General features: G+C 41.0%; 27 protein-coding genes. All 27 read left to right on the top strand.

All coding sequences use genetic code 11. From position 1 onward, the window contains the following. Positions 1-351: 351 nt before the first annotated feature. The 27 genes from rpoB to rpmD all read left to right on the top strand — a co-directional run bounded on the left by rpoB (position 352) and on the right by rpmD (position 21,560). On the top strand, positions 352-3,909 hold the full coding sequence (rpoB, locus tag BTR25_RS20775) for a DNA-directed RNA polymerase subunit beta (RefSeq protein WP_075689941.1): 3,558 nt from the start codon (positions 352-354) through the stop codon (positions 3,907-3,909). Positions 3,910-3,985: 76 nt separating this feature from the next. Next, positions 3,986-7,585 carry a DNA-directed RNA polymerase subunit beta' gene (gene rpoC / locus BTR25_RS20770; RefSeq protein WP_075689940.1) on the top strand — a complete coding sequence of 1,200 codons (3,600 nt, stop codon included), beginning with the start codon at positions 3,986-3,988 and terminating at the stop codon, positions 7,583-7,585. A gap of 167 nt (positions 7,586-7,752) precedes the next feature. After that, positions 7,753-8,001, top strand: coding sequence for a 50S ribosomal protein L7ae-like protein (locus BTR25_RS20765; protein WP_075689939.1), 249 nt, complete (start codon positions 7,753-7,755; stop codon positions 7,999-8,001). Positions 8,002-8,104: 103 nt separating this feature from the next. Continuing rightward, positions 8,105-8,527 (top strand): 30S ribosomal protein S12, encoded by a 423-nt coding sequence (gene rpsL / locus BTR25_RS20760; protein ID WP_026565517.1) that lies wholly within the window; start codon positions 8,105-8,107, stop codon positions 8,525-8,527. 42 nt (positions 8,528-8,569) lie between these two features. Then, positions 8,570-9,040: a 30S ribosomal protein S7 gene (gene rpsG / locus BTR25_RS20755; RefSeq protein WP_075689938.1), complete on the top strand. Its 471-nt coding sequence runs from the start codon at positions 8,570-8,572 to the stop codon at positions 9,038-9,040. A gap of 48 nt (positions 9,041-9,088) precedes the next feature. After that, positions 9,089-11,170, top strand: coding sequence for an elongation factor G (fusA, locus tag BTR25_RS20750; RefSeq protein WP_075689937.1), 2,082 nt, complete (start codon positions 9,089-9,091; stop codon positions 11,168-11,170). Positions 11,171-11,294: 124 nt separating this feature from the next. Beyond that, the gene (gene tuf / locus BTR25_RS20745; protein ID WP_075689936.1) at positions 11,295-12,482 is read left to right on the top strand and encodes an elongation factor Tu; all 1,188 of its coding nucleotides are present in this window, start codon (positions 11,295-11,297) and stop codon (positions 12,480-12,482) included. A gap of 390 nt (positions 12,483-12,872) precedes the next feature. Next, positions 12,873-13,181, top strand: a complete 309-nt coding sequence (gene rpsJ / locus BTR25_RS20740) for a 30S ribosomal protein S10 (RefSeq protein WP_075689935.1) — start codon at positions 12,873-12,875, stop codon at positions 13,179-13,181. A 39-nt stretch (positions 13,182-13,220) separates the two neighbouring features. Continuing rightward, positions 13,221-13,847, top strand: a complete 627-nt coding sequence (rplC, locus tag BTR25_RS20735) for a 50S ribosomal protein L3 (RefSeq protein WP_075689934.1) — start codon at positions 13,221-13,223, stop codon at positions 13,845-13,847. 29 nt (positions 13,848-13,876) lie between these two features. Continuing rightward, positions 13,877-14,500 carry a 50S ribosomal protein L4 gene (rplD, locus tag BTR25_RS20730; protein WP_075689933.1) on the top strand — a complete coding sequence of 208 codons (624 nt, stop codon included), beginning with the start codon at positions 13,877-13,879 and terminating at the stop codon, positions 14,498-14,500. Next, positions 14,497-14,784, top strand: a complete 288-nt coding sequence (rplW, locus tag BTR25_RS20725; protein WP_175596841.1) for a 50S ribosomal protein L23 — start codon at positions 14,497-14,499, stop codon at positions 14,782-14,784. Before rplD ends, rplW begins: the two co-directional genes overlap by 4 nt. A 29-nt stretch (positions 14,785-14,813) precedes the next feature. Continuing rightward, positions 14,814-15,644: a 50S ribosomal protein L2 gene (rplB, locus tag BTR25_RS20720; RefSeq protein ID WP_075689931.1), complete on the top strand. Its 831-nt coding sequence runs from the start codon at positions 14,814-14,816 to the stop codon at positions 15,642-15,644. 60 nt (positions 15,645-15,704) lie between these two features. Next, a complete protein-coding gene (gene rpsS, locus BTR25_RS20715) occupies positions 15,705-15,983 on the top strand; it encodes a 30S ribosomal protein S19 (protein WP_026574091.1) in 279 nt (92 codons plus the stop codon). A 17-nt stretch (positions 15,984-16,000) separates the two neighbouring features. Next, positions 16,001-16,342: a 50S ribosomal protein L22 gene (rplV, locus tag BTR25_RS20710; protein WP_075689930.1), complete on the top strand. Its 342-nt coding sequence runs from the start codon at positions 16,001-16,003 to the stop codon at positions 16,340-16,342. Positions 16,343-16,345: 3 nt separating this feature from the next. Next, positions 16,346-17,002 (top strand): 30S ribosomal protein S3, encoded by a 657-nt coding sequence (rpsC, locus tag BTR25_RS20705; protein ID WP_075689929.1) that lies wholly within the window; start codon positions 16,346-16,348, stop codon positions 17,000-17,002. A 1-nt stretch (position 17,003) separates the two neighbouring features. Further along, positions 17,004-17,438 carry a 50S ribosomal protein L16 gene (gene rplP / locus BTR25_RS20700; protein ID WP_075689928.1) on the top strand — a complete coding sequence of 145 codons (435 nt, stop codon included), beginning with the start codon at positions 17,004-17,006 and terminating at the stop codon, positions 17,436-17,438. Beyond that, the gene (rpmC, locus tag BTR25_RS20695; protein WP_034676094.1) at positions 17,428-17,628 is read left to right on the top strand and encodes a 50S ribosomal protein L29; all 201 of its coding nucleotides are present in this window, start codon (positions 17,428-17,430) and stop codon (positions 17,626-17,628) included. The genes rplP and rpmC overlap by 11 nt, the downstream gene beginning before the upstream one ends. A 22-nt stretch (positions 17,629-17,650) precedes the next feature. Next, positions 17,651-17,914 (top strand): 30S ribosomal protein S17, encoded by a 264-nt coding sequence (gene rpsQ, locus BTR25_RS20690; RefSeq protein WP_075689927.1) that lies wholly within the window; start codon positions 17,651-17,653, stop codon positions 17,912-17,914. Positions 17,915-17,954: 40 nt separating this feature from the next. Then, a complete protein-coding gene (rplN, locus tag BTR25_RS20685; RefSeq protein WP_075689926.1) occupies positions 17,955-18,323 on the top strand; it encodes a 50S ribosomal protein L14 in 369 nt (122 codons plus the stop codon). Between the two features lie 36 nt (positions 18,324-18,359). Then, positions 18,360-18,668 carry a 50S ribosomal protein L24 gene (gene rplX / locus BTR25_RS20680; RefSeq protein WP_075689925.1) on the top strand — a complete coding sequence of 103 codons (309 nt, stop codon included), beginning with the start codon at positions 18,360-18,362 and terminating at the stop codon, positions 18,666-18,668. A gap of 28 nt (positions 18,669-18,696) precedes the next feature. Next, entirely contained in the window at positions 18,697-19,236 is a 540-nt protein-coding gene (gene rplE, locus BTR25_RS20675) for a 50S ribosomal protein L5 (RefSeq protein ID WP_075689924.1), read from the top strand. Positions 19,237-19,260: 24 nt separating this feature from the next. Next, complete coding sequence (locus tag BTR25_RS20670) at positions 19,261-19,446, top strand: type Z 30S ribosomal protein S14 (RefSeq protein WP_034676107.1); 186 nt, start codon at positions 19,261-19,263, stop codon at positions 19,444-19,446. Positions 19,447-19,476: 30 nt separating this feature from the next. Next, positions 19,477-19,875 carry a 30S ribosomal protein S8 gene (gene rpsH / locus BTR25_RS20665; RefSeq protein ID WP_075689923.1) on the top strand — a complete coding sequence of 133 codons (399 nt, stop codon included), beginning with the start codon at positions 19,477-19,479 and terminating at the stop codon, positions 19,873-19,875. Between the two features lie 31 nt (positions 19,876-19,906). Then, complete coding sequence (rplF, locus tag BTR25_RS20660) at positions 19,907-20,443, top strand: 50S ribosomal protein L6 (protein ID WP_075689922.1); 537 nt, start codon at positions 19,907-19,909, stop codon at positions 20,441-20,443. A 32-nt stretch (positions 20,444-20,475) separates the two neighbouring features. Further along, entirely contained in the window at positions 20,476-20,838 is a 363-nt protein-coding gene (gene rplR, locus BTR25_RS20655) for a 50S ribosomal protein L18 (RefSeq protein WP_075689921.1), read from the top strand. Between the two features lie 25 nt (positions 20,839-20,863). Beyond that, a complete protein-coding gene (rpsE, locus tag BTR25_RS20650) occupies positions 20,864-21,364 on the top strand; it encodes a 30S ribosomal protein S5 (protein WP_075689964.1) in 501 nt (166 codons plus the stop codon). A 13-nt stretch (positions 21,365-21,377) separates the two neighbouring features. Beyond that, complete coding sequence (gene rpmD / locus BTR25_RS20645) at positions 21,378-21,560, top strand: 50S ribosomal protein L30 (protein ID WP_075689920.1); 183 nt, start codon at positions 21,378-21,380, stop codon at positions 21,558-21,560. Positions 21,561-21,568 lie beyond the last annotated feature (8 nt).

The raw sequence follows: 21,568 nt of genomic DNA, 5'->3' as shown, positions 1-21,568 counted from the left end.
TGGCGAGCCGTTAGGCGAAGACTGAGGAGTAGTTGCCCTTATGCGTAGAAGAGAAATAAACTTGTATAGTTTATTTATTCTTCCTAGCCATAATAGTTGACTCGTAAATGTCACTATGGTAGCATTATAAAATGCCATCATAATATTTACCGAATTATTCCTAAAAATACTTTTATTTCTGGTATAAAATAGGACTGAGACGGAAATGATGACAAAATAATAGTTAAAATGTGAAAATGTGGTTTTGAGTTAAAAAACCCTTTTTCTTTTTGTCTGATGGAAGGATCTATTTTCCTTACTGAAGACGTTAATACATTTTTAATATAACGCTTGATTTGAGGGGTGAATCAGTTGACAGGTCAACTAGTTCAGTATGGACGACACCGCCAACGTAGAAGTTACGCGCGAATCAGTGAAGTTTTAGAATTACCAAATCTAATTGAAATCCAAACCTCTTCATATCAATGGTTTCTTGATGAGGGTTTGCGTGAAATGTTCCATGATATTTCACCAATTGAAGACTTTACTGGTAACCTATCACTAGATTTTATTGATTACAGCCTTGGCGATCCAAAGTATTCTGTAGAAGAATCGAAAGAGCGGGACGTTACATATTCTGCGCCTTTGCGTGTTAAAGTGCGTCTTGTAAACAAAGAAACAGGCGAAGTAAAAGACCAAGATGTTTTTATGGGTGACTTCCCTCTAATGACGGAAACAGGTACGTTTGTCATTAACGGGGCAGAACGTGTTATCGTTTCCCAATTGGTACGTTCTCCGAGCGTATATTATAGTGGAAAACTTGATAAAAACGGAAAAAGAGGATTTTCTGCGACTGTTATTCCGAACCGCGGCGCTTGGCTGGAGTATGAAACAGACGCCAAGGATGTCGTATATGTGAGAATAGATCGTACTCGGAAACTGCCCGTTACGGTTCTTTTGCGTGCACTTGGCTTCGGCTCTGATCAAGAAATCATTGAATTGATTGGAGATAATGAGTATATTCGCAATACGCTGGAGAAGGACAACACTGAAGGAGTCGAAAAGGCGCTTCTAGAGATTTATGAACGTCTTCGTCCAGGTGAGCCGCCTACAGTAGATAACGCGAAAAGTTTGTTGGTATCAAGATTTTTCGACCCTAAACGTTATGATTTAGCTAACGTAGGCCGATACAAAATTAATAAAAAGCTTCACATTAAAAATCGTTTATTTAATCAGCGTTTAGCTGAATCACTTGTAGATCCGGAAACAGGTGAAATTATTGCAGAAAAGGGATTGCTCCTTGATCGCAGAAACCTTGACCGCATCATACCGGCATTGGAAAAGGATATTAACTTTAAGGGCTTTAACCCTTCTGGCGGAGTAGTAGAGGATGAGATTACTCTTCAAGGAATCAAAATTTATGCTCCAAATGATGATGGGGAAAAAGTAATTAATGTACTTGGGAATGCATATGTGGCTGAACCTATTAAGAATATTACTCCAGCGGATATTATTTCATCTATCAGCTATTTCTTCAACCTATTGCATGGTGTTGGTGATACAGATGATATCGATCATTTAGGTAATAGACGTCTGCGTTCTGTAGGTGAATTGCTGCAAAATCAATTCCGTATTGGTTTATCAAGAATGGAACGTGTTGTACGTGAAAGAATGTCCATTCAAGATACAGCAACGATAACACCACAGCAATTAATTAATATTCGTCCTGTTATAGCCTCAATTAAAGAGTTCTTTGGAAGCTCGCAGTTATCACAGTTTATGGATCAAACCAACCCGCTTGCTGAATTAACTCACAAGCGCCGTCTATCAGCATTAGGACCTGGTGGTTTAACTCGGGAACGTGCTGGTTTCGAAGTGCGTGACGTTCACTATTCCCATTACGGACGTATGTGTCCGATTGAAACTCCTGAAGGTCCGAATATTGGTCTAATCAACTCATTATCATCGTTTGCTAAGGTGAACCGTTTTGGTTTTATTGAGACACCATACCGTCGGGTTGACCCTGAAACTGGGAAAGTCACAAGCCGAATCGATTACTTAACAGCAGATGAAGAAGATAACTACGTAGTGGCACAGGCGAACTCCCGCCTTGGCGATGACGGTTCTTTCTTGGATGATGACGTAGTTGCTCGTTTCCGTGGTGAAAACACGGTGGTTAATCGCGACCGCATAGACTACATGGACGTATCACCAAAACAGGTTGTATCAGCTGCGACAGCATGTATTCCGTTCCTAGAGAATGATGACTCTAACCGTGCCTTAATGGGTGCGAACATGCAGCGTCAAGCAGTACCTCTATTACAACCGGAAGCTCCAAGGGTTGGGACGGGTATGGAATATGTATCCGGCAAAGACTCTGGTGCTGCAGTAATCTGTAAGCACGATGGTATTGTTGAACATGTTGAAGCACGTGAGGTTTGGGTACGACGACTTAAAGATGTCGATGGCCAAGTAGTTAAAGGTGATCTTGATAAATATAGAATGTTAAAATTTGTTCGTTCTAACCAAGGTACATGTTATAACCAGCGGCCAATCGTTGCTGTTGGTGACCATGTAACAACTGGTGAAATTCTTGCCGATGGTCCTTCTATGGAATTAGGTGAATTAGCTCTAGGTCGTAACGTATTAGTTGCTTTCATTAACTGGGATGGTTACAACTATGAAGATGCGATTATTATGAGCGAGCGTCTTGTTAAAGATGATGTTTATACCTCTATTCATATCGAAGAATATGAGTCAGAATCTCGTGATACAAAGCTTGGACCAGAAGAAATTACACGTGATATTCCAAACGTTGGAGAAGATGCGCTTCGTAATTTGGATGAACGTGGTATTATCCGCACTGGCGCTGAAGTGAAAGATGGTGACTTGCTAGTTGGTAAAGTAACACCTAAGGGGGTAACGGAACTAACAGCTGAAGAAAGGTTACTACATGCAATCTTCGGTGAAAAAGCTAGGGAAGTACGGGATACATCACTAAGAGTTCCACATGGCGGCGGCGGTATTGTTCTCGATGTCAAAGTCTTTAACCGTGAAGATGGAGATGAACTGCCACCAGGTGTTAATCAACTAGTGCGCGTTTATATTGTTCAGAAACGTAAGATTCATGAGGGCGATAAGATGGCAGGCCGTCACGGTAACAAGGGTGTTATTTCTCGTATTTTACCGGAGGAAGACATGCCATATTTACCAGATGGTACGCCAGTCGATATCATGTTAAACCCATTAGGGGTTCCTTCTCGTATGAACATCGGACAGGTGCTGGAATTGCATCTTGGAATGGCTGCTAGAGCACTGGGTATCCATGTTGCTTCACCAGTATTTGATGGTGCACGAGAAGAAGATGTTTGGGGTACGATTGAAGAAGCTGGAATGGCACGCGATGCTAAAACTGTTCTTTATGATGGCCGTTCCGGTGAAGCATTTGATAACCGTGTATCTGTTGGTGTCATGTATATGATTAAATTGGCACACATGGTTGATGATAAACTCCATGCTCGTTCTACTGGTCCATACTCACTCGTAACCCAGCAGCCGCTTGGAGGTAAAGCTCAATTTGGCGGACAGCGTTTTGGTGAGATGGAAGTTTGGGCTCTTGAAGCATACGGTGCAGCATATACACTTCAAGAAATCCTGACAGTTAAGTCCGACGACGTTGTTGGTCGTGTGAAGACATATGAAGCGATTGTAAAAGGTGAAAATGTTCCGGAACCAGGCGTTCCTGAATCATTTAAAGTTCTAATAAAAGAGCTTCAAAGTCTAGGTATGGATGTGAAAATCCTCTCTGGCGATGAAAAAGAAATAGAAATGCGTGATACGGAAGATGATGAAGACCTGCAGCAGGTCGACACCTTAAACATTGTTCCGGAGCAAAATTTTGAATCTGAAAAAGTCGGTTCAAAAGAGTAAAACAAATAGGAAAAAGAGTCAGGAACAAGCATGGCTTGTTCCGCTCTTTTCATAGCAAAAAAGGGAGGTAGGCCCCTTGCTGGATGTTAATAATTTTGAGTATATGAAAATTGGTCTTGCTTCACCGGATAAGATTCGTTCTTGGTCTTTCGGAGAAGTAAAGAAACCAGAAACCATTAACTATCGAACATTGAAGCCTGAAAAAGACGGTTTATTCTGTGAAAGAATTTTTGGTCCTACAAAGGATTGGGAGTGTCATTGCGGAAAGTACAAACGTGTCCGTTATAAAGGGGTTGTTTGTGACCGTTGTGGTGTTGAAGTAACCCGTGCAAAGGTTCGTCGTGAACGTATGGGACATATTGAGCTTGCTGCTCCTGTCTCACATATTTGGTTTTTTAAAGGGATTCCAAGCAGAATGGGCTTAGTTTTGGACATGTCTCCTCGGGCATTAGAAGAAATTATCTATTTTGCGTCATATGTAGTGACAGAGTCTGGTGATACAGCTTTAGATAGAAAACAACTTCTATCTGAAAAAGAATATCGTGCCTATCGTGAAAAGTACGGAAACAAATTCCAAGCTGGCATGGGTGCAGAAGCTATCAAAAAGCTTCTTTCTGATATCGACTTAAACAAAGAGGTTGAAGGCTTAAAGGAAGAATTAAAAACTGCACAAGGTCAAAGACGTACACGTGCAATTAAGCGCCTTGAAGTTTTAGAAGCCTTCAGGGGTTCCGGAAATGAGCCTTCTTGGATGATTCTTGATGTTCTTCCTGTCATCCCGCCTGAACTTCGTCCAATGGTTCAATTAGATGGAGGAAGATTTGCTACTTCTGACTTGAACGATTTATATCGCCGAGTGATCAACCGTAATAATCGTTTGAAACGTTTATTAGATCTAGGTGCTCCGAGCATTATCGTTCAGAACGAAAAACGTATGTTGCAAGAGGCTGTTGATGCATTGATTGATAATGGCAGACGCGGCCGTCCGGTAACAGGGCCGGGTAATCGTCCATTAAAGTCACTTTCTCATATGTTAAAAGGAAAGCAAGGACGTTTCCGTCAAAACTTACTTGGCAAACGTGTTGACTATTCAGGCCGTTCTGTAATCGTTGTTGGACCAAACCTGAAAATGTACCAATGTGGTCTTCCGAAAGAAATGGCTCTAGAGCTTTTCAAACCGTTTGTTATGAAGGAATTGGTAGAAAAAGGATTAGCACATAATATTAAATCTGCTAAACGCAAGATCGAAAGAGTATCGCCAGAAGTTTGGGATGTACTTGAAGATGTTATTCGTGAGCATCCGGTTCTATTAAACCGTGCACCAACACTTCATAGACTAGGTATCCAGGCATTTGAGCCAACTCTTGTAGAGGGCAGAGCAATCCATCTGCATCCACTTGTATGTACTGCATACAACGCTGACTTTGATGGAGACCAAATGGCTGTTCACGTACCACTATCATCAGAAGCGCAAGCAGAAGCAAGACTATTAATGCTTGCAGCTCAAAACATTTTGAACCCTAAAGACGGAAAGCCAGTAGTTACACCATCACAGGATATGGTACTTGGTAACTATTACTTAACGCTTGAAAGAGAAGGCTCTGTCGGTGAGGGAATGATTTTTAAAGATACAAATGAGGCATTAATTGCTTACCAAAACGGCTATGCTCATCTGCACACTCGAGTTGCTGTACATGCAGGTTCATTAGGAAATGAAACATTAACGGAAGAACAAAACAATATGTTGCTAATGACAACAGTTGGTAAACTTATTTTTAACGAAATTCTTCCGAAGTCTTTCCCATACATCAATGAGCCTACAAGACACAATCTAGAAGTAGAAACTCCTAGCAAGTACTTCGTAGAAAAAGGCGAGGATGTTGTAGCTAGAATTAAAGAGATGCCGATAATCGATCCATTTAAGAAGAAAATCCTAGGAAACATCATTGCTGAAGTATTTAAGCGATTTAAGATTACTGAAACGTCTAAAATGCTAGACCGTATGAAAGACTTAGGATTTAAATTTTCTACTAAAGCTGGTATTACGGTCGGTGTATCCGATATCGTAGTATTAGGTGAAAAGCAGGAAATCCTTAAAGAAGCTCAAAGTAAAGTTGATAACGTGCTTAAGCAGTTCCGTCGTGGTTTAATCACCGAAGACGAACGCTATGACCGTGTTATTGCGATTTGGAGCCAGGCTAAGGATGTAATTCAAGGAAAATTGATGAAATCCTTAGATAAAACAAACCCGATCTTCATGATGAGTGACTCCGGTGCCCGTGGTAACGCCTCAAACTTTACGCAGCTAGCTGGTATGCGTGGTTTAATGGCCAACCCAGCAGGTCGTATCATTGAGTTACCAATCAAATCAAGTTTCCGTGAAGGTCTAACCGTATTAGAGTACTTTATTTCTACTCACGGTGCGCGTAAAGGTCTTGCGGATACAGCATTGAAGACGGCAGACTCAGGTTACTTAACTCGACGTTTAGTTGACGTTGCTCAGGATGTTATTGTCCGTGATGATGATTGTGGAACTGACCGCGGTTTACTTATCGGGGCGCTGAAAGATGGTACAGAAGTTATTGAGTCTTTAGAGGAACGTTTAATTGGACGCTATGCGCGTAATGCAATTAAACATCCAGAAACTGGTGAAGTTCTTGTACCTGTAAATGGCTTAATTACAGAGAATCTTGCCGAAACAATCGTTGGAGCAGGTGTCGAAGAGGTTAAAATCCGTTCAGCATTTACCTGTAACACACGACATGGTGTTTGTAAGAAATGTTACGGCCGTAACTTAGCTACCGGTCAAGAGGTAGAAGTTGGTGAAGCAGTTGGTATTATTGCTGCACAATCTATCGGTGAGCCAGGTACACAGTTAACGATGCGTACATTCCATACAGGTGGGGTTGCAGGAGACGATATTACCCAAGGTCTACCGCGTATCCAAGAAATTTTTGAAGCACGTAACCCTAAGGGTCAAGCGGTAATTTCTGAAATAGATGGTATTGTTGTGGGCATTAATGAAGGCCGAGACCGACAGCATGAAATTGTTGTTCAAGGTGAGGTTGAATCACGTACCTACAATGCTCCGTATACTGCTCGAGTAAAAGTAGCAATAAATCAAACGATAGCAGTTGGTCAAGAACTTACTGAAGGTTCAATTGACCCTAAAGAGTTAATTAAAGTAAAAGATGTGAACGCTGTTCAAGAATACTTGCTTCGTGAGGTTCAAAAGGTTTACCGTATGCAAGGGGTTGAAATCGGTGATAAGCACGTTGAGGTAATGGTACGACAAATGCTGCGTAAGGTTCGCGTAATAGATGCAGGTGAAACAAACGTTCTCCCTGGTACATTACTAGATATCCATCAGTTTACTGATGCAAACGAGAAAGCACTTTTAAGCGGGAAATTACCAGCTACAGGGCGTCCAGTTCTACTTGGTATTACCAAAGCTTCACTTGAAACTGATTCGTTCTTATCTGCGGCATCCTTCCAGGAAACAACAAGAGTTCTTACAGATGCGGCAATCAAAGGCAAGCGCGACGAATTACTCGGCTTGAAAGAGAATGTTATCATCGGTAAACTTGTACCGGCTGGAACAGGAATGCAACGATACCGTAAAGCGGAGCCTGTTTTAAGAGATACAACTTCTGAAGAAACAATGGCAATTGACTAAATGTTTATGCCAAGCGGTACTTGCTTACAGGCAAGTGCCGCATTCTATGGAAAAACATAGTCGAGGTACTTTGATTTAAAAATCAAAGTTTTGTTGACATCTTTAATCGAGGATGTTATTATACTAAAGGTGCTCCTATTCACTTGATACTTTGGAGGATATGATCTGTGTCTTATGAAAAAGTATTACAGGCTAGTAAGATTGTTATAGGAACGAAACAAACAGTAAAAGTGCTTAAAGACGGAATAGTGAAAGAGTTAGTTGTCGCTAGTGATGCTGAACCAAAAATTACAGCCGTTGTAGTGAAGCAAGCTCTTGAATCTAGCGTACCTATTATATATGTGGACTCAATGAAAAAACTTGGGAGAGCATGTGGTATAGAAGTTGGTGCTTCATCTGTTGCTATTATTTTTTAAAAACTGTTTTTGTAGATAGAGAGTCTGCAAAAACTTTGTTTTTGCATCAAAATGAACCACCTGGATGTGTGGGCTTACAAAAAATGAAGGGAGGAAAAGTAACATGCCAACTATTAATCAATTAGTGCGCAAGCCTCGTCAATCTAAAGAGGAAAAGTCAAAATCACCTGCGCTTAATAAAGGTTACAACAGCTTCAAAAAGTCACAAACAAATGTATCTTCACCACAAAAACGCGGAGTATGTACTCGTGTTGGTACAATGACTCCAAAGAAACCAAACTCAGCGTTACGTAAATATGCTCGTGTACGTTTGACAAATGGTATCGAGGTGACAGCATATATTCCTGGTATTGGTCACAATCTTCAAGAGCACAGTGTTGTTCTTATCCGTGGAGGACGTGTAAAGGACTTACCGGGTGTACGTTATCATATCGTACGTGGAGCGCTTGATACTGCGGGTGTAAACAACCGTATGCAAGGTCGTTCTAAATATGGTACTAAGAGACCAAAAGCAGCTAAGAAATAATCGAAAAATAAAATAGAAGCTTCGTTGAAAGGAGGAAATAATATGCCACGTAAAGGTCCTGTAGCAAAAAGAGACGTGTTACCAGATCCACTTTACAATTCTAAATTAGTTACTCGTTTAATCAACAAAATGATGGTTGACGGTAAAAGAGGTAAATCTCAAGAAATTCTATACTCTGCGTTTGAAACTATTCGCGAGCGTGCTGGCAAAGAGCCAATGGAAGTTTTTGAAGCAGCTATGAAAAACATCATGCCTGTGCTTGAAGTAAGAGCACGTCGTGTAGGTGGTGCTAACTACCAAGTACCAGTTGAGGTGCGTCCTGATCGCCGTACAACTCTTGGTCTTCGCTGGTTGGTGAACTATTCACGTAATCGCGGTGAAAAAACGATGGAAGAGCGTTTAGCTAACGAAATCATGGATGCAGCTAACAACACTGGTGCATCAGTGAAAAAACGTGAAGATACACACAAAATGGCAGAAGCAAACAAAGCGTTTGCTCACTATCGTTGGTAATTTAACCTTCAATATAAAAACTTTCATACTAGGAAGGAGAAAGACCCAATGGCAAGAGAGTTCTCCTTAGCGAATACTCGCAATATCGGTATCATGGCTCACATCGATGCTGGTAAAACCACTACTACTGAGCGTGTCCTTTATTACACTGGTCGTATTCATAAGATCGGTGAAACACATGAAGGTGCGTCTCAGATGGACTGGATGGAGCAAGAACAAGAGCGCGGAATTACCATTACTTCCGCTGCAACAACGGCACAATGGAAAGGCCACCGTGTTAACATCATTGATACTCCTGGACACGTAGACTTCACAGTAGAAGTTGAACGTTCATTGCGTGTACTTGATGGCGCGGTAGCTGTTCTAGATGCACAGTCAGGTGTTGAACCACAAACTGAAACAGTTTGGCGTCAAGCAACAACTTACGGTGTACCACGTGTAGTGTTTGTAAATAAAATGGACAAAATTGGTGCTGATTTCCTATATTCTGTAGGAACAATCCATGACCGTCTGCAAGCGAATGCGCATCCAATTCAATTGCCGATCGGCGCTGAAGATCAGTTTGAAGCAATCATTGACCTTGTAGAAATGAATGCAGTATTCTACGGAAATGACCTTGGAACAGATATCCAAGTTCGTGAAATTCCTGAAGAATTCATAGCTCAGGCTGAAGAATATCGTGAAAAGCTTGTTGAAGCAGTAGCTGAACTAGATGAAGAATTAATGGAAAAATACCTTGGTGGTGAAGAAATCACTAAAGAAGAGCTAAAAGCGGCTATTCGTAAAGGTACTGTTAATGTAGAATTCTATCCTGTTATTTGTGGATCTGCTTTCAAAAACAAAGGTGTTCAATTAATGCTAGATGCAGTTATCGATTACCTTCCATCACCATTAGATGTACCTGCAATTAAGGGACACGCTCCTGATGATGAAGAAGATCTTGTTGAACGTCACTCTAGTGACGAAGAGCCGTTTTCTGCTCTTGCATTTAAAGTTATGACAGACCCTTATGTAGGTAAATTAACGTTCTTCCGTGTTTACTCTGGTACTTTAGAATCTGGATCATATGTCCAGAACTCAACTAAAGGAAAACGTGAACGTGTTGGACGTATCCTGCAAATGCATGCAAACAGCCGCCAAGAAATCTCTAAGGTTTTTGCTGGCGACATTGCAGCTGCTGTAGGGTTGAAAGATACAACCACTGGTGACACACTTTGTGATGACAAGAATCTAGTTATTCTTGAGTCTATGAATTTCCCTGAACCAGTAATTCAACTTTCTGTTGAACCAAAATCAAAAGCAGACCAAGATAAAATGACTACTGCACTACAAAAACTTCAAGAAGAAGATCCAACCTTCCGTGCGCATACTGACCAGGAAACTGGACAAGTTATTATCGCAGGTATGGGAGAGCTTCATCTTGATATCCTAGTAGACCGTATGCGTCGTGAATTCAAGGTAGAAGCAAACGTAGGTGCACCTCAGGTTGCCTACCGTGAAACTTTCCGTGAATCTGCACAGGTTGAAGGAAAGTTTGCTCGTCAATCTGGTGGTCGTGGACAATTTGGACACGTTTGGATTGAGTTTGGACCTAATGAAGAAGGTAAAGGATTCGAATTCGTTAACGGAATTGTTGGTGGTGTTGTTCCTCGTGAATACATCCCTGCGGTTCAAGCTGGTCTTGAAGATTCCCTTAATCGTGGAGTACTTGCTGGATATCCATTAGTAGATATTAAAGCTAGATTGTTCGATGGTTCTTATCATGATGTCGATTCATCTGAAATGGCGTTTAAGATTGCGGCTTCAATGGCGCTTAAAAATGCAGCGACTAAGTGTAAGCCTGTAATCCTTGAACCTATGATGAGGGTTGAAGTTGTGATCCCTGAAGAATATTTAGGGGATATCATGGGACAAATCACTGCTCGTCGCGGCCGTGTTGAAGGTATGGAAGCACGCGGTAATGCACAAGTAGTTCGTGCAATGGTACCACTTTCAGAAATGTTTGGTTATGCAACGTCCCTTCGTTCTAGTACTCAAGGACGTGGAGTATTCTCTATGCACTTTGATCACTACGAAGAAGTTCCAAAATCAGTTTCTGAAGAAATTATCAAAAAAAATAAAGGTGAATAATTGATTTTCACCTTTATTTAAAGTATAACTACTTATGTAATAATGGAAACTGTGTACGGGAAGAATCCTAAACAGTTTCCATGAAATATACTTAATTTTTTTATAATCAAAGGAGGATTTCCTAATGGGTAAAGCTAAATTCGACCGTTCTAAGCCACACGTTAACATTGGTACAATTGGTCACGTTGACCACGGTAAAACAACTTTAACAGCTGCAATCACTTCTGTTCTTGCTAAAACAGGTAAAGCAGAAGCTCGTGCATATGATCAAATTGACGGTGCTCCAGAAGAAAGAGAGCGTGGAATCACAATCTCAACTGCACACGTAGAGTATGAAACTGATGCTCGTCACTACGCACACGTTGACTGCCCAGGACACGCTGACTATGTTAAAAACATGATCACTGGTGCTGCGCAAATGGACGGCGGTATCCTAGTTGTTTCTGCAACTGATGGCCCAATGCCACAAACACGTGAGCACATCCTTTTATCTCGTCAAGTAGGTGTACCTCACCTTGTTGTATTCATGAACAAGTGTGACATGGTAGATGACGAAGAACTTCTTGAGTTAGTAGAAATGGAAATTCGTGACCTTCTTTCTGAATATGATTTCCCTGGCGATGACACTCCAGTTATCAAAGGTTCTGCTCTTAAGGCATTAGAAGGCGATGCTGCTTGGGAAGAAAAGATCTACGAACTTATGACTGCTGTTGATGAGTATATTCCAACTCCACAACGTGACACTGAAAAGCCATTCATGATGCCAGTTGAGGATGTATTCTCAATCACTGGACGTGGTACTGTTGCTACAGGACGTGTTGAGCGTGGTGTAGTTAAAGTTGGTGACATAGTTGAAATCGTAGGTTTCACTGAAGAGCCAAAATCTACTACTGTAACAGGTGTAGAAATGTTCCGTAAGCTTCTTGATTATGCTGAAGCTGGTGACAACATAGGTGCCCTTCTTCGTGGTGTAGCACGTGAAGATATCGAGCGTGGACAGGTTTTAGCTAAGCCTAAAACAATCAACCCACACACAAAGTTTACTGCACAGGTTTACGTTTTATCTAAAGAAGAAGGTGGACGTCATACTCCATTCTTCACAAACTACCGTCCACAATTCTATTTCCGTACTTCTGATATTACAGGTATCTGTAACCTTCCAGAAGGCGTTGAAATGGTTATGCCTGGCGACAACATCGAAATGACTGTTGAACTTATTGCTCCAATCGCGGTTGAAGAAGGTACTAAATTCTCAATCCGTGAAGGTGGCCGTACAGTAGGCGCTGGTTCAGTAGCTAGAATCATGGAATAGTCTATAGTTTAAATAAAAAACAGGCGGGTGACGATCCGCTTGTTTTTTTATGTAAAGATGTGTTTCTTCTATTGTATATGTTATATGACATGTTTAAAAATTCTAACATCTACACGTATAATTAGGTTAATTCTGGAGAATTACTTTTACTATTGATATTGCTCGGAATGCCTATTATAATAATAAAAGTGTTCAAAACATAAAAGAAAAGAAAATCGTAATAAGTGTTGCGTTAGCCTAAACTTTTATGTATAATAGACAATGTTGGTCTTTGACTGCGATGATGTGAAAGGTTGCTGACACACCCGGCCGCTTTGCCATGGCGAGTGTGTGGGAAATTTTCACTGAGAATGTCTATTTTTAAAATGGGCGAATAAAGGAGGGAAAATAATGGCAAAACAAAAGATTCGTATCCGTCTTAAAGCTTATGATCACAGAATTCTTGATCAGTCAGCAGAAAAAATTGTTGAAACAGCAAAACGTTCTGGTGCATCTGTATCTGGTCCGATCCCGTTACCAACTGAAAAGACAGTTTACACGATTCTACGTGCGGTTCATAAGTATAAGGACTCACGTGAGCAGTTTGAACAACGGACTCATAAGCGTCTAATCGACATCGTTAACCCAACTCCACAAACAGTTGATGCGTTGATGCGTTTAGATTTACCATCTGGTGTTGATATCGAAATTAAACTTTAATCAAAATATATATTTAAATAACTAGGAGGTGTGACTTAAATGACCAAAGGAATCTTAGGAAGAAAGATTGGTATGACTCAAGTATTCGCTGAAAACGGCAACTTAATTCCAGTTACTGTTGTTGAGGCAGCTTCAAACGTTGTTCTTCAAAAGAAATCAATTGAAAATGATGGCTACGAGGCGATCCAAATTGGTTTTGAAGACAAACGTGAAAAGTTAACTAACAAGCCAGAAAAAGGACATGTTGCTAAAGCAAATACTACTCCTAAGCGCTTCGTTCGCGAAATTCGCAGAGCAGACGTAACAGGATATGAAGTTGGTCAAGAAGTCAAAGTTGATATTTTCGCTGCAGGCGATATTGTAGATGTTACAGGAATCTCAAAGGGTAAAGGTTTCCAAGGTGTAATTAAGCGCCACGGACAATCACGCGGGCCAATGGCTCACGGTTCTCGTTATCATCGTCGCCCTGGTTCAATGGGACCTGTTGCTCCAAACCGTGTATTCAAAGGTAAATTATTACCAGGACGTATGGGTGGAGAACAAGTTACTGTTCAAAATCTTGAAATCGTAAAAGTTGATGCAGAGCGCAACTTATTATTGATTAAAGGTAACGTTCCTGGACCTAAGAAAGCATTACTGAAAATTCAAGGTGCGGTTAAAGCGTAATATCTTCAAAAGAAAGGAGGAACATAGGAATGCCTAAAGTTTCATTATTTAACCAAAACGGCTCACAGGTTGGTGAAATCGAACTTAATGAATCAGTATTCGGTATCGAACCTAACCAAAACGTGTTATTTGAAGCGATTGTTATGCAAAGAGCTTCATTACGTCAAGGTACTCATAAAGTAAAAGTTCGTTCTGAAGTACGCGGTGGTGGACGTAAGCCATGGCGTCAAAAAGGAACTGGTCGTGCTCGTCAAGGGTCTATCCGTTCTCCACAATGGCGCGGAGGTGGTACTGTATTCGGTCCAACGCCACGTAGCTATAGCTATAAGTTACCTAAGAAGGTTCGTCGTTTAGCAATTAAATCGGCTCTTTCTTCAAAGGTTCTAGAAGAAAACATTTTGGTGCTAGAAAGCCTTATTTTAGAAGCTCCAAAGACAAAGGACTTCAAAAATATACTTGGTGGTCTTTCAGTTGAGAAGAAAGCATTAATCGTTACTGCTGACCTTGAAGAAAACGTAGCATTATCTGCTCGTAACATTCCTGGTATAACAGTTGTTACTGCTGACGGAATCAACGTACTAGACGTTGTAAATCATGACAAATTGATCATGACGAAAGCTGCAGTTGAAAAAGTAGAGGAGGTGCTTGCATAATGGATGCACGCGATATCATTAAGCGCCCCGTTATCACTGAACGTTCTACTGACCTAATGGCTGAAAAGAAATATACATTTGAAGTTGATGTTAGAGCTAACAAAACTCAAGTTAAAGATGCTGTAGTAGAAATCTTTGGCGTTGATGTTGATAAAGTAAATATCATGAACTACAAAGGTAAGTTCAAGCGTATGGGTAAATTCGGTGGTTACACTAACAAACGTCGTAAAGCAATTGTAAAATTAACTGCTGATAGCAAAGAAATCGAATTCTTTGAAGCATAAAAACTTAACACGAAGAGGAGGGAAACAAAATGGCGATTAAAAAGTACAAACCTACCTCTAATGGTCGTCGCGGGATGACTAGTTCTGACTTCGCAGAAATCACAACTAGTACACCAGAAAAATCTCTTTTAGCTCCGCTAACGAGAAAAGGCGGCCGTAATAACCAAGGTAAGTTAACTGTTCGTCATCAAGGTGGCGGCCATAAGCGTCAATATCGTATTATTGACTTTAAACGTAACAAAGATGGCATTCCAGGACGCGTTGCCACCATTGAGTATGATCCAAACCGTTCTGCAAATATTGCATTAGTCAATTATGTAGATGGAGAAAAGCGTTACATCCTAGCTCCTAAAAACCTAGTAGTAGGTATGGAGGTTATGTCTGGCCCTGAGGCAGATATTAAAGTAGGTAACACACTTCCACTAGTAAACATTCCTGTTGGTACTGTTGTACACAACATCGAATTAAAACCTGGCAAAGGTGGACAATTAGTCCGTTCTGCAGGAACATCTGCACAGGTATTAGGTAAAGAGGGCAAATACGTACTTGTACGTTTGAACTCTGGAGAAGTTCGTATGATTCTTGCTGAATGCCGCGCGACTGTAGGTCAAGTAGGTAACGAGCAGCACGAACTAATCAAAATTGGTAAAGCTGGTCGTTCACGCTGGTTAGGCAAGCGCCCAACAGTTCGTGGATCAGTAATGAACCCTAACGATCACCCACATGGTGGTGGTGAAGGACGTTCACCAATCGGACGTAAATCACCAATGTCTCCTTGGGGTAAACCAACTCTTGGATTCAAGACTCGTAAAAAGAAGAACAAATCAGATAAGTTTATCGTACGTCGTCGTAAAAAATAACGGGGTTGAACTACGGTTCAAAGAACGGACCGTAGACCAATCACGAAGGGAGGTTCATCCATGGGTCGCAGCTTAAAAAAAGGACCATTTGTTGATGATCATTTAATGGTTAAGATCGAAAAGTTAAATGAAACTGAAGGTAAGCAAGTTGTAAAAACTTGGTCACGTCGTTCAACGATCTTCCCACAATTTATTGGCCATACTATTGCTGTTTATGATGGTCGCAAACACGTGCCTGTATATGTTACTGAAGACATGGTAGGACACAAGCTTGGAGAATTCGCTCCAACACGTGCTTACAAAGGCCATGGCAATGATGATAAGAAAACAAGACGTTAAGAGAGGAGGGCATCCAAATGCAAGCTAAAGCTGTTGCTAGAACAGTTCGTATTGCTCCTCGTAAAGCTCGTTTAGTCGTAGATTTAATCCGAGGTAAGCAAGTTGGTGAAGCAGTGGCGATTTTAAATCTCACTCCTAAGGCTGCTTCTCCAGTCGTAGAGAAAGTTTTAAAATCTGCTATGGCAAATGCCGAGCATAACTATGAAATGGACATTAATAGCTTGGTTGTTAATCAAGCTTTTGTTGACGAAGGACCTACCTTAAAACGTTTCCGTCCTCGTGCAATGGGTCGTGCAAGTGCAATTAACAAGCGCACTAGCCACATTACAATCGTTCTATCAGAAAAGAAGGAGGGATAATCTGTGGGTCAAAAAGTAAATCCAGTCGGTTTGCGTATCGGTATCATCAAAGATTGGGAATCTAAGTGGTACGCAGGTAAAGACTTCGCTGATCTTTTACACGAAGACCTTAAAATTCGCGAATACATCGCGAAGCGTTTGAAGGATGCTTCTGTATCTAAAGTTGAAATCGAACGTGCTGCTAATCGTGTGAATGTTACAGTTCATACTGCTAAGCCAGGTATGGTTATCGGTAAGGGCGGTACTGAAGTTGAAGCACTTCGTAAAGCTTTAAATCAATTAACTGGCAAGCGTGTTCACATCAATATCCTTGAAATCAAGAGAGCAGATCTTGATGCGAAACTTGCTGCTGAAAATATCGCTCGTCAATTAGAAAATCGTGTATCTTTCCGTCGTGCTCAAAAGCAAGCAATTCAACGTGCTATGCGTTCGGGTGCGAAAGGGATTAAAACAATGGTATCAGGTCGTTTAGGCGGAGCGGATATTGCTCGTTCTGAACACTATAGCGAAGGAACTGTTCCACTACACACTCTTCGTGCTGATATCGACTATGCTCATGCTGAAGCTGATACTACTTATGGTAAGCTTGGCGTAAAAGTATGGATCTATAAGGGAGAAGTCCTTCCTACTAAGAAGAAACCTGCGGAAGGAGGCAAATAAAATGTTATTGCCAAAGCGCGTAAAATATCGCCGTCAACACCGTGGAAAAATGCGTGGTAACGCAAAAGGCGGTACTGAAGTAACTTTCGGTGAATTCGGCTTACAATCAATGGAAGCATCATGGATTACTAACAGACAAATTGAGTCTGCTCGTATTGCAATGACACGTTACATGAAACGTGGCGGTAAAGTTTGGATTAAAATTTTCCCTCACAAGCCATATACTGCTAAGCCCCTAGAAGTCCGAATGGGTTCTGGTAAAGGTGCTCCTGAAGGATGGGTAGCGGTTGTTAAACCTGGCAAGATCATGTTCGAAATTGCTGGCGTTTCAGAAGAAATCGCACGCGAAGCACTACGTCTTGCATCACACAAACTTCCGGTAAAATGTAAGTTTGTAAAACGTGAAGAAATTGGTGGTGAATCAAATGAGAGCTAATGAAATTAAAGACTTAACCACTGCCGAAATTGAACAAAAAGTTAAATCATTAAAAGAAGAGCTTTTCAACCTTCGCTTCCAACTAGCGACTGGTCAACTTGAAAATACAGCTCGCATTCGTGAAGTACGCAAAGCGATTGCTCGCATGAAAACTGTGATTCGTGAAAGAGAAATCAGCGTTAACAAGTGATAATTGAGAGGAGGTTCACACAATGAGTGAACGCAATCAACGCAAAGTTTACACTGGACGCGTTGTTTCTGACAAAATGGATAAAACTATAACTGTTTTAGTCGAAACTTACAAAAAGCATCCTCTTTACGGTAAACGCGTTAAGTACTCTAAAAAGTTCAAAGCTCATGATGAGCAAAACGAAGCAAAAGCAGGCGACATCGTTCGTATTATGGAAACTCGCCCACTTTCAGCTACAAAACGCTTCCGTTTAGTTGAAATTACAGAAAAAGCCGTTATTATTTAATTGTTCGGATTAAGCATCATTCCGAAGGGAGGTTACACACATGATTCAACAAGAATCACGTTTAAAAGTTGCTGATAACTCTGGTGCACGTGAGGTACTTACTATTAAAGTTCTTGGTGGTTCAGGACGCAAAACCGCTGGTATCGGTGATGTTATCGTATGTACAGTAAAACAAGCAACACCTGGTGGCGTTGTTAAAAAAGGTGACGTTGTTAAAGCTGTTATCGTACGCACTAAGAGCGGTGCTCGTCGCCCTGATGGATCATACATTCGTTTTGATGAAAACGCATGTGTAATTATTAAGGATGATAAGAGCCCACGTGGAACTCGTATTTTCGGACCAGTTGCTCGTGAACTTCGCGAAAACAACTTTATGAAAATCGTATCTTTGGCTCCAGAAGTACTATAATTTCAAATTCAATTGCCTTTAAGGAGGTGCTTACGAATGCATGTAAAAAAAGGTGACAAAGTAAGAGTCATCTCCGGTAAGGATAAGGGCAAAACAGGCGTAATCCTAGCAGCCTATCCTAAAGAAAGCCGTGTACTAGTAGAAGGTGTTAATGTTGTGAAAAAACACGCTAAACCTTCTCAAGTGAATCCACAAGGCGGAATTTTAAGCTTTGAGGCTCCAATTCATGTATCAAACGTTTTGCCTATCGACCCGAAGACTGGTAACCCGACTCGTGTAGGTTACACAACGGTTGATGGCAAGAAAGTACGCGTAGCAAAATCCGGTGAAGTTTTAGATAAATAGTTTAAAATTTAGAAGGGAGGTACAATAAGTGAGCCGCCTAAAAGAAAAGTTTGTTAAAGAAGTTACACCTGCTCTAATGAGCAAGTTCAACTATAAATCAGTAATGCAAGTACCAAAATTAGATAAAATCGTGATTAACATGGGTGTTGGTGATGCAGTAGCAAACGCTAAATCATTAGACAATGCAGTTGAAGAGCTTGCAACAATCACAGGTCAAAAGCCTGTTGTTACACGAGCTAAAAAATCAATCGCTGGCTTCCGTCTTCGTGAAGGTATGCCAATCGGTGCAAAAGTTACACTCCGCGGTGAGCGTATGTACGAATTCTTGGATAAATTAGTATCCGTTTCATTACCTCGTGTACGTGACTTCCGTGGAATATCTAAAAAAGCATTCGATGGTCGCGGTAACTACACTCTAGGTGTAAAAGAACAATTAATCTTCCCTGAGATTGATTACGATAAGGTAACCAAAGTCCGTGGTATGGACATCGTTATCGTAACGACTGCTAACACAGATGAAGAAGCACGTGAACTGTTAACTCAATTTGGAATGCCATTCCAAAAGTAATCGCTAAATAAGGGAGGCGAAAATGTGGCTAAAAAGTCAATGATTGCGAAACAAAAGCGAACGCCTAAATATGCAGTACAAGAGTACACACGCTGCGAACGCTGCGGCCGTCCACACTCTGTATACCGTAAATTTAAGCTTTGCCGTATTTGTTTCCGTGAATTAGCATACAAAGGACAAATTCCTGGTGTTAAAAAAGCTAGCTGGTAAAACTAGAAGTTGTGGAAGGAGGTAAAAATAATGGTCATGACAGATCCAATTGCTGATATGCTTACTCGCATTCGTAATGCGAATATGGTGCGTCACGAAAAGTTAGAAGTGCCTGCTTCTAATATCAAAAAAGAAATTGCTGAAATCTTAAAGCGCGAAGGTTTCGTTCGTGATGTCGAGTTTATTGAGGACAACAAACAAGGTATCATCCGTATCTTCTTAAAATACGGTGCAAATAACGAACGTGTTATAACTGGTCTTAAGCGCATAAGCAAACCTGGACTTCGAGTTTATGCTAAATCTACTGAGGTACCTCGTGTACTAAACGGTCTTGGTATCGCACTTGTTTCAACATCAACTGGTGTTGTAACAGATAAAGAAGCTCGTGCAAAGCAAGTAGGCGGAGAAGTATTAGCTTACGTTTGGTAATATAGTTTTGGAATGAATGGAGGTGCACTTAATGTCTCGCGTAGGAAAAAAACCTATTGAAATCCCAGCAGGAGTAACAGTTACATTAAACAATGGTACTGTTACTGTTAAAGGACCTAAAGGCGAACTTTCTCGCTCTTTTAATCCGGATATCACTATTAACATCGAAGAGAACCTAGTTACAATCGTTCGTCCATCTGATGCGAAAGAACACCGTGCTCTACATGGTACAACACGCGCTGTTATTGCGAATATGGTTGAAGGTGTTTCTAAAGGCTTCGAAAGAAAATTAGAATTAATCGGGGTTGGTTACCGTGCTCAAAAGCAAGGTAACAAGCTTGTTCTAAACGTAGGTTACTCACACCCAGTTGAAATTGAAGCTGAAACTGGTCTAGAAATCGAAGTACCTGCAAATACAAAGATTACAATTAAAGGTACTGACAAAGAACGTRTTGGCGAATTAGCTGCCAATATCCGTAAAGTACGTCCACCTGAGCCATATAAAGGCAAAGGGATTCGTTACGAAGGCGAATTTGTTCGTCGTAAAGAAGGTAAAACTGGTAAGTAATGCCGCATAGGTAAACGAAAGGAGTGACGTAAATGATTACGAAGCTTGATAAAAACGCAACTCGCAAGAAGAGACATGCTCGTGTTCGTGCGAAACTTAGCGGTACTTCAGCTCGTCCTCGTCTAAATGTGTTCCGTTCAAACCAACATATTTATGCGCAGGTTATCGATGATTTGAATGGAGTTACTTTAGCAAGTGCTTCTACTTTAGATAAAGAACTCAGCCTTGAATCTTCAAACAATGTTGAAGCTGCTAAGAAGGTCGGAGAATTAGTCGCTAAGCGTGCGGTAGAAAAAGGTATCTCTTCTGTTGTTTTTGACCGTGGAGGATACCTCTATCATGGACGTATTCAAGCGTTGGCTGATGCAGCCCGCGAAAACGGCCTACAATTCTAATTGACAAAGGAGGGACACATAAATGATACGTCGTATTGATCCAAACAAACTTGAACTAGAAGAACGTGTAGTAACGGTTAACCGTGTAGCGAAAGTTGTTAAAGGTGGTCGTCGTTTTCGCTTCTCTGCTCTAGTAGTAGTTGGTGATAAAAACGGTCATGTTGGTTTCGGTACTGGTAAAGCTCAAGAAGTACCTGATGCTATTCGTAAAGCAATTGAGGACGCAAAGAAGAACTTAGTCGAAGTACCAATGGTTGGAACAACTGTTCCTCACCAAGTAATTGGACGTTTCGGTGCTGGTGAAATTCTTCTAAAGCCTGCTTCTGAAGGTACAGGAGTTATCGCTGGTGGTCCGGTACGTGCGGTTCTTGAATTAGCTGGGGTACAAGATATCCTATCTAAATCTTTAGGAACTAACACTCCGATTAACATGGTTCGTGCTACAATTGATGGACTAAAACAACTAAAACGTGCTGAAGACGTAGCTAAATTACGTGGAAAATCAGTAGAAGAACTGTTAGGATAAGGAGGGAAATCAAATGGCAAACAAACTATTAGTTACCCTCAGCCGCAGCGTTATTGGTCGCCCTGAAGATCAACGCGCTACAGTTAAAGCGTTAGGATTACGTAAAATGAATCAAACAGTTGAGCATCAAGATAACGCTGCTATCCGCGGTATGATCACCAAAGTTGCTCACCTTGTAACAGTTAAAGAACAATAATAGATTGT

This window comes from Bacillus sp. MRMR6 (genome assembly GCF_001940785.1).
GTDB lineage: Bacteria > Bacillota > Bacilli > Bacillales > Cytobacillaceae > Neobacillus.
This window is presented reverse-complemented; position numbering and strand designations above follow the sequence as displayed.

Bases quoted from the DNA above. Each gene is read 5' to 3' on its own strand.
- rpsL (WP_026565517.1), top strand. From the start codon at position 8,105: ATGCCAACTATTAATCAATTAGTGCGCAAGCCTCGTCAATCTAAAGAG.
- rpsG (WP_075689938.1), top strand. From the start codon at position 8,570: ATGCCACGTAAAGGTCCTGTAGCAAAAAGAGACGTGTTACCAGATCCA.
- fusA (WP_075689937.1), top strand. From the start codon at position 9,089: ATGGCAAGAGAGTTCTCCTTAGCGAATACTCGCAATATCGGTATCATG.
- tuf (WP_075689936.1), top strand. From the start codon at position 11,295: ATGGGTAAAGCTAAATTCGACCGTTCTAAGCCACACGTTAACATTGGT.
- rpsJ (WP_075689935.1), top strand. From the start codon at position 12,873: ATGGCAAAACAAAAGATTCGTATCCGTCTTAAAGCTTATGATCACAGA.
- rplC (WP_075689934.1), top strand. From the start codon at position 13,221: ATGACCAAAGGAATCTTAGGAAGAAAGATTGGTATGACTCAAGTATTC.
- rplD (WP_075689933.1), top strand. From the start codon at position 13,877: ATGCCTAAAGTTTCATTATTTAACCAAAACGGCTCACAGGTTGGTGAA.
- rplB (WP_075689931.1), top strand. From the start codon at position 14,814: ATGGCGATTAAAAAGTACAAACCTACCTCTAATGGTCGTCGCGGGATG.
- rpsS (WP_026574091.1), top strand. From the start codon at position 15,705: ATGGGTCGCAGCTTAAAAAAAGGACCATTTGTTGATGATCATTTAATG.
- rplV (WP_075689930.1), top strand. From the start codon at position 16,001: ATGCAAGCTAAAGCTGTTGCTAGAACAGTTCGTATTGCTCCTCGTAAA.
- rplP (WP_075689928.1), top strand. From the start codon at position 17,004: ATGTTATTGCCAAAGCGCGTAAAATATCGCCGTCAACACCGTGGAAAA.
- rpmC (WP_034676094.1), top strand. From the start codon at position 17,428: ATGAGAGCTAATGAAATTAAAGACTTAACCACTGCCGAAATTGAACAA.
- rpsQ (WP_075689927.1), top strand. From the start codon at position 17,651: ATGAGTGAACGCAATCAACGCAAAGTTTACACTGGACGCGTTGTTTCT.
- rplN (WP_075689926.1), top strand. From the start codon at position 17,955: ATGATTCAACAAGAATCACGTTTAAAAGTTGCTGATAACTCTGGTGCA.
- rplX (WP_075689925.1), top strand. From the start codon at position 18,360: ATGCATGTAAAAAAAGGTGACAAAGTAAGAGTCATCTCCGGTAAGGAT.
- rpsH (WP_075689923.1), top strand. From the start codon at position 19,477: ATGGTCATGACAGATCCAATTGCTGATATGCTTACTCGCATTCGTAAT.
- rplR (WP_075689921.1), top strand. From the start codon at position 20,476: ATGATTACGAAGCTTGATAAAAACGCAACTCGCAAGAAGAGACATGCT.
- rpmD (WP_075689920.1), top strand. From the start codon at position 21,378: ATGGCAAACAAACTATTAGTTACCCTCAGCCGCAGCGTTATTGGTCGC.